General features: G+C 60.6%; 10 protein-coding genes and 1 pseudogene. All 11 read left to right on the top strand.

From position 1 onward, the window contains the following. Positions 1–116: 116 nt before the first annotated feature. Positions 117–443: a helix-turn-helix domain-containing protein gene (locus tag AC3CCE_RS01655; RefSeq protein WP_023690557.1), complete on the top strand. Its 327-nt coding sequence runs from the start codon at positions 117–119 to the stop codon at positions 441–443. Beyond that, positions 418–1,672: pseudogene (locus tag AC3CCE_RS01660) on the top strand (type II toxin-antitoxin system HipA family toxin). Before AC3CCE_RS01655 ends, AC3CCE_RS01660 begins: the two are co-directional and overlap by 26 nt. A 474-nt stretch (positions 1,673–2,146) precedes the next feature. Beyond that, complete coding sequence (nifH, locus tag AC3CCE_RS01665; protein WP_023706403.1) at positions 2,147–3,040, top strand: nitrogenase iron protein; 894 nt, start codon at positions 2,147–2,149, stop codon at positions 3,038–3,040. 98 nt (positions 3,041–3,138) lie between these two features. Further along, a complete protein-coding gene (nifD, locus tag AC3CCE_RS01670; protein ID WP_352513765.1) occupies positions 3,139–4,641 on the top strand; it encodes a nitrogenase molybdenum-iron protein alpha chain in 1,503 nt (500 codons plus the stop codon). A gap of 125 nt (positions 4,642–4,766) precedes the next feature. Continuing rightward, positions 4,767–6,308 (top strand): nitrogenase molybdenum-iron protein subunit beta, encoded by a 1,542-nt coding sequence (gene nifK, locus AC3CCE_RS01675; protein ID WP_352627338.1) that lies wholly within the window; start codon positions 4,767–4,769, stop codon positions 6,306–6,308. A 56-nt stretch (positions 6,309–6,364) separates the two neighbouring features. Further along, complete coding sequence (nifE, locus tag AC3CCE_RS01680; RefSeq protein WP_352513763.1) at positions 6,365–7,855, top strand: nitrogenase iron-molybdenum cofactor biosynthesis protein NifE; 1,491 nt, start codon at positions 6,365–6,367, stop codon at positions 7,853–7,855. An 8-nt stretch (positions 7,856–7,863) separates the two neighbouring features. Next, the gene (gene nifN, locus AC3CCE_RS01685) at positions 7,864–9,246 is read left to right on the top strand and encodes a nitrogenase iron-molybdenum cofactor biosynthesis protein NifN (protein WP_352627336.1); all 1,383 of its coding nucleotides are present in this window, start codon (positions 7,864–7,866) and stop codon (positions 9,244–9,246) included. Beyond that, a complete protein-coding gene (nifX, locus tag AC3CCE_RS01690) occupies positions 9,212–9,709 on the top strand; it encodes a nitrogen fixation protein NifX (RefSeq protein ID WP_352447988.1) in 498 nt (165 codons plus the stop codon). Before nifN ends, nifX begins: the two co-directional genes overlap by 35 nt. 17 nt (positions 9,710–9,726) lie before the next feature. Continuing rightward, positions 9,727–10,206 (top strand): NifX-associated nitrogen fixation protein, encoded by a 480-nt coding sequence (locus tag AC3CCE_RS01695; protein WP_352627334.1) that lies wholly within the window; start codon positions 9,727–9,729, stop codon positions 10,204–10,206. A gap of 66 nt (positions 10,207–10,272) precedes the next feature. Beyond that, positions 10,273–11,019: a winged helix-turn-helix transcriptional regulator gene (locus AC3CCE_RS01700; protein ID WP_488377076.1), complete on the top strand. Its 747-nt coding sequence runs from the start codon at positions 10,273–10,275 to the stop codon at positions 11,017–11,019. 101 nt (positions 11,020–11,120) lie between these two features. Continuing rightward, on the top strand, positions 11,121–12,008 hold the full coding sequence (locus AC3CCE_RS01705; protein WP_352627332.1) for a universal stress protein: 888 nt from the start codon (positions 11,121–11,123) through the stop codon (positions 12,006–12,008). The last annotated feature ends 492 nt before the right edge of the window (positions 12,009–12,500 follow it).

Consider the following 12,500-nt stretch of genomic DNA (forward strand, 5'->3'; position numbering starts at 1 on the left):
ATACCATTTTCTTCACATATGATACGTAAACAGATCATCAAAGCATTGAAACTACTCGCTGGATGAGATACCTTTGCGTACCGTCGCGCATTGGAATAGATCGTATAGGTTGCGTTATGGACTCTCAATCGGAAATTCTACGGGAAATCGGTGGGTTTTTCAGGCAGGCGAGGTTGGCCGCTGCGATGACGCAGGAGCAGGTCGCCGATTTGGCGGGTATATCCCGTCCCCGATATCGCGACATCGAAAAGGGAGCCGCAGCCGCGCGTGCGACGACGCTCATGAATATCGCTCGCGCGCTCGGTCTGGAAATGATGCTGGTTCCGCAAGCCATGGTGCCGGCTGTCCAGGCTCTATTGCGTCCGCATGATGATGACGATCGACCCGCCTTTGTTTCTCAACCTGACGATGACGATCATGGCTCCAGTCTTTCGCGCACCTAAGACGATCCCGTCACTGGACGTGCTCTTGAATGCAGTGAAGATCGGCACAATCGTCAGGACGCCGGGCGATTTCAATGCGTTCAACTTCGATGACGCCTACCGCGCGACGGGCGGCTTTCCGGTTCTCAGCCTGTCGTTCCGGGCAGCGACGGGAGGATTGCGGAAAGATCCAAAGCCTCTGGCAAGCGCCTTGCCCGCTCTTCGCGAACCTCCTGCCGGAGGAAAAATTGCGGGAGGCGATGGAAAGGCATCACGAAGGCAATGTGCGGCCAGGCAATGATTTCGATCTTTTAGCGGCACTGGGCGCCGATCTGCCGGGAGCCGTACGGGCGTTGCCCAGTGACGGCGCGATAACGGTTTCGAAGGATGGCTCAAAGGATCACCCCAAGGCACGGTTCTCGCTTGCCGGCGTGCAGATGAAGCTGTCGGTCATGAAGAACATTGGAAAAGGCGGCGGCCTTACCTTGCCGATGGACGACGAGCAGGGCCGGTACATTGCCAAGTTCCCTTCGACGGCGTTTCCGGGCGTTTCCGAGAACGAATTCGCCAACCTGGCGCTGGCAGCAGCAATCGGCATGGAGGTTCCTGAATGCGAACTGGTCGAGAAGTCCGATTTTGAGGGCGTTCCCGAAGAATTCAATACGCTGTCGGAGGGCAAGGTCCTTCTCGTCAAACGCTTCGATCGCGGCGCCGGTGGCGAGAGGATACACATCGAGGATTTCGCTCAGGTCTTCGGTGTCTACCCCTCGCGCAAATATGAGGGGGCCGCTTATCACGACATAGCCTTGGCTCTTGGCGTGGCCGTCTCGCCTACGGCGGCTCTCGATTTCGTCCGTCGCCTGGCACTGAGCGTCATCACCGGCAATGGCGACATGCACCTGAAGAATTGGTCTTTGATGTATCCCGGAAACGGCGACAAGCCGGCGCTTGCACCAATCTACGACGTCCTGTCCACTGTGCCATATATTCCCGCCGACGCCATGGCGCTGTCGCTTGGAGGAGAGCGCTCGTTCAAGGCGCTAGCAGCACCGCGATGGAAAGCATTTGCGAACCGCGCAAGGCTTCCGGAGCCGGCAGTCCTAAAGGCAGTGGTCGAGACGGTCAAACTCGTCAACGAGTACTGGTGGCATCTGCCTGAGCGCGACGTTGTCGCAGCGAAAGTGCTCGAGCGGATGGACGAACATGTGAAGGCGATGACGCCGATACTGAACTCCTGCGCCGATAAGTGAGCCGAGTCCCCTCGGGTTGCTGATATAGCGGAACTTTCGATCCGCGGCCCTATGGATGGCTGGATCGAAGGCATGCCAGCGTGGCGCAAGATTCCGCGGAGTGTCCACGATGACACGCGTGAGCAAGCACGTCAGCTCGCCGGAACAGACAGCATCCCGCAATTCACCCAACAGGATCGAGCTGCTGTTCGTCCACTTCAACATGACGACGCGGTTCAAACGAATTCGGTGACTGAGGATCGCGATCCGACGCTTTGTGTCGCCATTGTCGGGTCCGCTACACGGTCTGTTGCGACGATCCTTTCTTTGGCCCTCAGGCTAAACCCCTGAAAAGCAACCATCAAATTATTCTTCGGTTCGATCAGCCAAATTGGCACGAGTCTTGAGATCCTTAGGTGCGAGGCGGCTACAGCTGCCCGACCGGCATTCATGTCGCGGCAGCCGCGATGAATGGAACGAAGGAAGGAAAGCTACATGTCAGGTTTGCGTCAGATCGCCTTTTACGGCAAGGGCGGCATCGGCAAGTCCACCACCTCCCAAAATACGCTCGCCGCCCTTGTCGACCTCGGGCAGAGAATCCTCATCGTCGGCTGCGACCCCAAAGCCGACTCCACCCGCCTGATCCTGAACGCGAAGGCGCAGGATACGGTGCTGCACCTCGCGGCAGAGGAAGGTTCGGTGGAAGACCTGGAACTCGCGGACGTGCTCAAGGTCGGGTACAAAGGCATCAAATGCGTGGAGTCGGGCGGGCCCGAGCCGGGTGTCGGCTGCGCCGGCCGCGGCGTGATCACCTCAATCAACTTCCTCGAGGAGAACGGCGCCTACGACGACGTCGACTATGTCTCCTACGACGTGCTCGGGGATGTGGTGTGTGGCGGTTTCGCGATGCCGATCCGCGAGAACAAGGCCCAGGAAATCTATATCGTCATGTCCGGCGAGATGATGGCGCTCTATGCCGCCAACAACATCGCCAAGGGTATCCTGAAATACGCCCATTCGGGCGGCGTGCGGCTCGGCGGCCTGATCTGCAACGAGCGCCAAACCGACCGCGAACTCGACCTCGCCGAGGCGCTTGCTTCCAGGCTCAATTCCAAACTTATCCACTTCGTGCCGCGCGACAACATCGTCCAGCACGCCGAGCTCAGGAAGATGTCTGTGATCCAGTATGCGCCGGACTCCAAGCAGGCCGGCGAATACAGGGCGCTGGCCGAGAAGATCCATGGGAATTCGGGCCAGGGCACCATCCCGACACCGATCACCATGGAGGAGCTCGAGGACATGCTGCTCGACTTCGGCATCATGAAGACGGACGAGCAGATGCTTGCCGAGCTTCAGGTCAAGGAAGCGGCTAAGGCGGCCGCACAGTAGCGACCACTGCCGACATGAAGCGCCGCCTGACCTGGTGCGTCTTTCAAAGAACGGCGCCTCGTCGGTGAGGCGTCACCCTGAACCTTGAAAGGGGTCCCATGAGCCTGGAATACGAGAATGACGGTGGCCTCCATGCGAGGCTAATCGAGGAAGTGCTGTCGCAATATCCTGACAAGTCGGCGAAGCGCCGCAAAAAGCACCTCAGCGTCGCAAAAAGCGGCGACGAGGCTGGCGAGGAAAGCGAGGTCCTTTCCGAATGCGAGGTCAAATCGAACATCAAGTCCATCCCCGGCGTGATGACGATTCGCGGCTGCGCCTATGCCGGCTCGAAAGGCGTGGTGTGGGGTCCAGTCAAGGATATGGTCCATATCTCGCACGGCCCGGTAGGCTGCGGGCAATATTCCTGGTCTCAGCGCCGCAACTACTACATCGGCACGACCGGCATTGACACGTTCGTCACCATGCAGTTCACCTCCGATTTCCAGGAGAAGGACATTGTTTTCGGCGGCGACAAGAAGCTCGAACGGATCATCGACGAGATCGAGGAACTGTTTCCGCTGAACAAGGGCATGACTGTGCAATCCGAATGCCCGATTGGCCTGATTGGCGACGACACCGAAGCTGTGTCCCGCAACAAGGCCAAGGAGCACGAAAAGACAATCGTGCCGGTGCGCTGCGAGGGCTTCCGCGGCGTCTCGCAATCTCTCGGCCACCACATCGCCAACGACGCGATCCGAGACTGGGTGTTCGAGAAGAAGGAAGTGGAGTTCGAGGCCGGCCCGTACGATGTCAATGTGGTCGGCGACTACAATATCGGCGGCGACGCTTGGGCTTCGCGCATCCTGCTTGAGGAGATGGGCCTGCGCGTGGTCGGCAACTGGTCGGGCGACGCTACGCTGGCCGAAATAGAGCGGGCGCCAAAGGCCAAGCTAAATCTCATCCATTGCTACAGGTCGATGAACTACATCTGCCGGCACATGGAGGAAAAATATGGCATCGCCTGGATGGAGTACAATTTCTTCGGCCCCTCCCAGACCGAAGCCTCTCTGCGCAAGATAGCCAAGCATTTTGGGCCGGAAATCGAGGCCAAGGCCGAGGTGGTCATCGCCAAATACCGGCCCTTGGTCGATGCCATAATCGCCAAGTACCGGCCGCGCCTCGAAGGCAGGACGGTGATGCTCTATGTCGGCGGGCTGCGCCCCCGTCACGTCGTCACGGCATATGAGGACCTGGGCATGGTGATCGTCGGCACTGGCTACGAATTTGGCCATAACGACGACTATCAGCGCACCGGCCACTACGTGAAGAAGGGCACCCTGATCTATGACGACGTGACTGGTTACGAGCTGGAGAAGTTCATCGAAGGGATCCGTCCTGATCTCGTTGGCTCCGGCATCAAAGAGAAGTACCCGGTCCAGAAGATGGGCATACCGTTCCGTCAAATGCATTCCTGGGATTATTCCGGCCCGTATCACGGCTACGACGGCTTCGCCATCTTCGCCCGAGACATGGACCTGGCCATCAACAACCCGGTCTGGAACCTCTACGACGCTCCCTGGAAGAAAAAAGCCGAGCCGTCGGCGGCGATCGCAGCCGAATGAAACCCTGGCCTCCCGGAAGCCGGGAGGCAGTGAACGCCTGTGGCCGCTTGTCCGCGGGAGACCTGAAACGTTTCGACGTCCCTGTGCCGCCCTATGGCGGGCCAGATGGAAAGAGGTAACCACCCATGCCGCAGTCGGCTGAAAAAGTTCTCGACCACGCGCCCCTGTTCCGCGAGCCGGAATACAGGCAGATGCTCGCCGAGAAGAGGCTGAATTTCGAATGTCCTCACCCGGACCAGATCGTTACCGACCAAGGCGAATTCACCAAGACGTGGGAATACCGCGAAAAGAACCTTGCTCGCGAAGCGCTTGTCGTGAACCCCGCCAAGGCCTGCCAGCCGCTCGGCGCGGTGTTCGCGGCCGCAGGCTTCGAGCGAACCATGTCCTTCGTCCACGGCAGCCAGGGCTGCGTGGCCTATTACCGCTCGCACCTGTCGCGCCATTTCAAGGAGCCTGCTTCGGCGGTTTCCTCTTCGATGACCGAGGACGCGGCAGTGTTCGGCGGCCTGAAGAACATGGTCGACGGGCTGGCCAACACGTACCAACTCTATGACCCGAAGATGATCGCCGTCTCGACCACTTGTATGGCGGAGGTCATTGGCGACGACCTGCACAGCTTCATCGAGAACGCCAAGGACGAAGGCTCGGTCCCGCGCGACTTCGACGTGCCCTTTGCCCACACGCCGGCCTTTGTCGGCAGCCATGTCGATGGCTATGACGTTGCGGTAAAGGGCATTTTGGAGCATTTCTGGAAAGGCGAGGAGCGAACGGAAGCCGAGGGAACCATCAACATCATTCCGGGTTTCGACGGCTTTTGCGTGGGCAACAACCGGGAACTCAAGCGCCTGCTCGATCTGATGGGCGTTTCTTATTCCTTCATCCAAGACGCCTCTGACCAGTTCGACACGCCGTCCGACGGCGAATACCGGATGTATGACGGCGGCACGAAGATCGAAGACGTGAGGAAGGCACTCAACGCCGAGGCGACACTTTCGCTACAGCATTACAACACCCGAAAAACACTGGAGTATTGCGAGGGGGTGGGGCAGGCTACGGCCTCGTTCCATTACCCGCTCGGTGTCAAGGCGACCGACGACTTCCTCGTGGAGGTCTCCGCGATTTCCGGCAAGCAAATCCCGGAGGCAATCCGCCTGGAGCGCGGCCGACTTGTTGACGCCATGGCGGACAGCCAATCCTGGCTGCACGGTAAGAAATACGCCATTTACGGCGATCCGGACTTTGTCTACGCCATGGCCCGCTTCATCATGGAGACGGGCGGCGAGCCGACCCATTGCCTTGCCACCAACGGCACCTCGGCATGGGAAGCGGAGTTGAAGGAACTGCTTGCATCATCGCCCTTCGGCAAGGATGCTCAAGTCTGGGCGGGCAAGGACCTCTGGGCGATGCGCTCGCTGCTCTTCACCGAGCCGGTGGACCTGCTGATCGGCAACTCCTATGGCAAGTATCTGGAGCGCGACACCGGCACGCCGCTGATCCGGCTGACGTTTCCGATCTTCGATCGCCACCATCACCATCGGTTTGCGCTGATGGGCTACCAAGGCGGGTTGCGCGTGCTGACGACGATCCTCGACAAGATCTTCGACAAGCTCGATCGCGAGACAAGCGAGACGGGCGTGACGGACTATTCGTATGACCTCACCCGCTAAGCTTGACCGTCGGCTTTGGCCGGTCGTCTTCCCGAGGGACTTTGGAGACCGACGCAATGCCCTTGCTCAGAGCCAAAATCCAGGATGTCTTCAACGAGCCTGGCTGCGAAAAGAACCGCGGCAAGGACGCCAAGGCGCGCAAGGAGGGCTGTTCGAAGCCACTGACCCCCGGGGCGGCGGCCGGCGGCTGTGCCTTCGATGGCGCCAAGATCGTGCTGCAGCCGATCACCGACGTTGCGCATTTGATCCATGCGCCGCTCGCCTGCGAGGGCAATTCCTGGGACAACCGCGGTGCGGCTTCGTCCGGGCCAGCCCTGTGGCGCACAAGCTTCACGACCGACCTCACCGAACTCGATGTTGTGATGGGGCAGGGCGAGCGGAAGCTTTTCAAAGCGATCCTCGAGATCAAGGAAGCGTATGGGCCGCCGGCTATCTTCGTTTATCCGACCTGCGTGACGGCGCTGATCGGCGACGACATCGAGGCCGTCTGCAAGCGCGCGGCGGAAAAGTACGGCTTGGCCGTTGTACCGGTCAATGCGCCGGGCTTCGTCGGCTCCAAGAATCTCGGCAACAAGCTTGCCGGCGAGGCGTTGCTCGAGCATGTCATCGGCACGCTCGAGCCCGACGATGCCGGCCCTTACGACATCAACATTCTTGGCGAATTCAACCTCTCGGGCGAATTCTGGCTGGTGAAGCCGCTGCTGGATCGGCTCGGGATCCGGGTGCGCGCCTGCATTCCGGGTGACTCCCGTTACGTCGACATTGCCTGCGCGCACCGCGCCCGGGCGGCTATGGTGGTGTGCTCGACCGCGCTCATCAATCTCGCCCGCAAAATGGACGAGCGCTGGGACATCCCGTTTTTCGAGGGCTCCTTCTACGGCATCAGCGCCACCTCTGAAGCGCTCCGACAAATATCTCAGCTGCTCGTGGAGAAGGGTGCCGATCCGGAGATCCTCGGCCGCACGGAGGTATTGATTGCAGAGGAAGAGGCGATCGCTTGGAAGAAGCTAGCCGCCTACCGGCTGAGGCTCGAAGGCAAGCGCGTGCTGCTCAATACCGGCGGCGTGAAGTCCTGGTCGGTCGTCCATGCGCTGATGGAGATCGGGATCGAGATCGTCGGCACCTCTGTCAAGAAGTCGACCGTCGAAGACAAGGAGCGCATCAAACAGATCCTCAAGGACGACAACCACATATTCGAGCAGATGGCGCCGCGCGAGCTTTTCGCCATGCTCTCAGGACGCAAGGCCGATATCCTGCTGTCGGGCGGGCGCACGCAGTTCATCGCGCTGAAGGCCAAGACACCCTGGCTGGATATTAACCAGGAGCGCCAACACCCTTACGCCGGCTATGACGGCATGGTGGAACTCGTACGCCAGATCGACATCGCCATTCACAACCCGATCTGGGGGCAGGTACGGGAGCCGGCACCATGGGATTGCCAGCCTGCGGTGAGTGAGGAACGGCCGCGCACGAAAAGCGAGACCGTGACCTTGCATGCTGTCCAGGAATTCTCCGGCACGACGGCCGCTGATTTCGGCGAGTGTTGAGGAAGCCAATGGGCCGCATCCTTCCCCAGACCAAAGCGGCGGCGGTCAATCCGCTGAAGTCATCGCAGCCATTGGGTGCCGCCTTGGCCTTTCTTGGCGTCGACGGCGCGATGCCGTTGTTCCACGGCAGCCAGGGGTGCACCAGCTTCGCGCTCGTGCTCTTCGTGCGACATTTCAAGGAAGCCATTCCCTTGCAGACAACCGCGATGGACGAGGTGGCGACGATCCTCGGGGGGGCAGACCATCTGGAAGAGGCGATCCTCAACCTCAAGGCCCGCACAAAGCCAACGCTGATCGGGGTTTGCACGACCGCGCTGGTGGAAACCCGGGGGGAAGACTGCGCAGGGGATGTCGCCAATATCAGGCTGAAGAGCATGGAAGAACTCGCGGGTACGGAGGTGGTACTAGCCAACACACCGGATTTCGACGGCGCGATCGAAGAGGGCTGGGCCAAGGCTGTCACCGCTATGATCGAAAGGATTACGCGGCCCGGCGAGCAGGCGCAGCAGTCGAAGAAAATCGTGATCCTGCCTGGCTGGAACCTCACTGTGGCTGACATCGAGCATTTGCGTGAGATGGTTGAGAGCTTTGGACTGAAGCCGGTGATTTTGCCGGACGTCTCCGGCTCGCTCGACGGTACGGTGCCCGACCGTTGGGTCACGACCACCTATGGCGGCACCAGCGTCGAGGATATCCGCGAGCTAGGCACGGCCGAGCGATGCATTGTCATCGGTGAGCATATGCGCCGCCCGGCCGAGGTGCTGCAGAGGTTGACCGGGGTTTCTTACGTGCTGTTCCGATCGTTGACTGGATTGAGGGACGCCGACCGGTTCGTCTCGCTGCTGTCCGCAGTTTCGGGCGAGGCGGCGCCGGCTGGGGTGCGCCGTCGGCGGTCGCAGTTGCAGGACGCTTTGCTCGACGGACATTTCCACTTTGGAGGCAAGAAAATTGCGATCGCTGCTGAACCAGACCAACTCTACCAACTCGCGAGCTTCTTCATCGGCATGGGCTCCGAGATCGCGGCGGCGGTCACAACGGCCGCTATGTCGAAAATTCTGGAGGAAGTGCCGGCGCAGTCGGTTCAAATCGGCGATCTCGGCGATTTGGAAGCGCTTGGCGCCGGCGCTGATCTTCTCGTTACTCATTCCCACGGCCGCCAGGCGGCGCAGCGCCTCGGCATTCCGCTCATGCGGGTCGGCTTCCCGATCTTCGACCGGCTCGGGGCCCAGCACAAGCTCACAATCCTCTACCAGGGGACCCGCGACCTGATCTTCGAGGTTGCCAACATTTTCGAAGCCAACGGGCGAGCGCCGACGCCTGAGGCGCTTGATCCACTCCGTAAGCGAGAAATGCCAGATGAGCTCCGTCCGTCGCCTCTCGCTCGTCACTGACGAGGTTCACGTACCGACGCCGGAACGCCAAGCGGGCGCATTGCGCGTGGCGATCGCCACGCAGGACATGAAGAACCTCAACGCCCATTTCGGGTCGGCCAGGCGCTTTGCTGTCTACGACGTGGTGCGCGAGGAGTGGAATCTCGTGGAAGCCGTGGCCTTCGATGACGTTTCCGACGAGAGCGGGAAGCACCGAACTGAGGGCGACGACCGCATCACCCCGAAGGTGGAGGCGCTGAAGGGCTGTCATCTCCTGTTTTGTCTGGCGATCGGCGGACCTTCGGCAGCCAAACTTGTTTCTGCAAAGGTCCATCCGGTCAGAGTGCCGCAGCCCGAGCCCATTCAAGAGGTGCTGTTGCGCACGCAGATGATGCTCAGGACGTGTCCTCCCCCTTGGCTGCGCAAGGTGCTGGCGCAGGCAGGGGTCGCCGAACAGAAACCGTCCTTCGAGGATGAGGACTGAAATGAGGAGTGGGCGAAATGTCTGACGCCGAGGTTAGCCCTGCCGCCACCGAGGACGAGGCGGCCCTTGCCACTCCGTTCGTCAAATGCCTCGTGCGGCTGATCCGTGCCAATGATTCCCACGGGTCGTGGGAAGGCAAATCGGACGCCGAGCTGCTGGGCGACTTCATCATCACAAGGGAACAGCGCCGTGCAATTCCAATCATCGGCGATCCCGATCCGGACGTGCTGTGGAGGCTCGATAAGTTCTACACCGCCGTCGGGCTTGCGATTGAGGAGCGCACGGGCCTGATGGCATCGCCGATGATGGAGATGAGCCATGAGGGCTTCGGGCGCGTGCTCTTCACGGCCGGGCGGTTGGTCGTTCTGTCAAAGACCCTGCGCGACGTCCACCGGTTCGGTTTCGAGACGTTCTGGAAGCTCGCCGCGGCCGGCACCAAACTGGCCGGCGATGCCACCGCAGCCATTGAGGCTTATCCCGAGGTGGCGCGGGCGTGATGGAACCGATTTTCGATCGCGGGGATCATGTCAGGTCTTGAGGACATGCGATGGCCAGCCCTCTCAATGGAGGCGGTCGAGGCCGATGTGGTTCTTGGGGTAGGGCTGATGAAGCCAGTGGTACTGATCTGTTCGCAAGATGCGGAGTTGTATCTGTTCCTCAGCCACATTCTGGGGGTGGACGGCTTCGCGAGTGAGCCGGCAGGCGGCCTGAAGGAAGCACTTGCGATGGCCGATCAACGGGAGCTCCAGGCGGTAGTCCTGGACTGCGGGCCAGCAAGCGCGACAGGCTCCACAATCTGCGCCCGGTTCAAGGGGGAGCCCCGGACCGGCCGCCTGCCCGTCATTGCGTTGATCGCGCCCGGGGCCGAGAACCAGCACCTCGATCTCTTGAAGGCAGGTATTGACGAGAGCTTTGTGCGGCCCTTCGCGCCGGCCAAGCTGCTTGACTGTCTACGCACGAAGCTGGCGCCGCCACAGCCGGGTTCAAACGGGATAAAAAACGGCAGCTGGCTCTGTTGCGGCAGCCTTGAGATGAAGCTCGATGCTCACCGGGTTCGAGGTAATGGCCACGACATCCATCTCGGACCTCTCGAATTCAACCTGCTGCGGCAATTTCTTGAGGCTCCCGGCAAGGTCTTCAGCCGAGACGAGCTGATCGACGCGGCCTGGCCGGACAATATCCATATCGGTGAACGCACTGTCGACGTACATATCAGCCGGATCAGAAAGGCGCTGAAGGCGGCTTCGCCAAGTAGCGTCATTCGTACTGTCAGGTCTGCCGGCTACTCGCTCGAGAAGCCGGACGACTGAATAGCGAACGGATGGTGTGCCACTCTCCATCTTAGTTGGAAGGCAAATCTTGCGGCTTCGAAACGAGCTATGAGCGCGACTAACTCAGGGGAAGCATTCAAATGGCCTTCAAAAGCCTACTCAGTGTAGCGGGAGCTGACCACTCCGATCGGGACGTCACAACAGCTGCGAGCTTGTGCGCCGAAGTCGGCGCACATTTGTCCGTCCTGATTATGTCGCCTCCGCCTCTCGTTATGTCGCCTCCGCCGCTGGGTGATGGCCTCCCCGAATGGCCCAGACAACGCGCACACGCCATTGCCGCACTGGAAAAACGGTACAGGCAAATCGAGAGGTTTTCACAGGACGCGGCCAGTCTGGAAAAAACATCTAGGGAAATTCACAAACTGCTGAGAGCCACGTGGCGGTGCTATGATGTCGATGTTGTCAACTGCGATCAGGCTAGCGTCGGTGACGCAGTGCGAGCGCGGGCGCTCTGCAACGACCTGACAATCGTCGGCCCTGCACTTCTCAACGACGTTAACGTCGGTCCCCTTGTTATCAACGGCAGCCTGTTCGACACCGGAAAGCCGGTTCTTGTCGTGCCAGAGGGCGCTGAGGCGACTCTGTCTCCACGGCGCGTTCTGGTCGGCTGGGATTCGCGAGTCGAGGCGTCCCGTTCGGTTCGGGAAGCGCTGGACCTGCTATCCGGTGCTGAGGAAGTTCGCGTCGCACTCGTCGATCCGGAGGCGACCTGCACCGGAAACGGCGCCGAGCCGGGGGCCGACATCGCTGCCTATCTCACTCGGCACGGTGCTCGGGTGTCGGTCGACCGGCTGGCGAGCCGTGGCAAACCGGTGGCCACGGTGCTAGCGCAGCACGCAATCGACACGTCTGCCGACCTGATCGTCATGGGCGCTTATGGCAGCCGCCGGCTGCGCGAGCGGCTCTTCGGAAGCGTGACGAGATGGATAGTTGGCAAGCCGTCTTTGCCGCTGTTTTTGGCCCGCTGACCGGTTCTGAAGTAGCACCGATGCTGTTCCAAGCTCTACTCCGCTGATCACCTACCCTGATACCAAGTCGGAGAAAGGTCGCGGCAAAGGCGCAAGTTTCGCGAAGCTCATGAGCAACTTGCAAGCGCCGTCGCGAAGAACATTCCCCGAACGCCCCTAACGCGCTCGGTGTCTGCTCGCCGAGACAACCCGTAACGCGCAGACAAACGGCCGGGCAGAAGCCCAGGCGTCCTCAATGCGCTCAAAACACCGATACTCGAGCCGGCGTCAGGTCGAGAAAGAGAGTCGTTTCAGCGCCGCAGGCCGCGTTCGGACCGTAGCCTCATCGTATTGGCGTTATCACGATTTCCTTCACCACTGGCCGGGAACGGAACACGGCAACCACCGTGCAGCGGCCAAGGCCCGACCTTCGAGTCCGACGGTCGCGCTCTTGCCGGCTCTCGGCGCGAACGGTGGCATCAATCACGTGTCATCGCCTGGGATGGTAGCCGG

The sequence above is a fragment of the Mesorhizobium sp. P160187 genome (assembly GCF_057766425.1).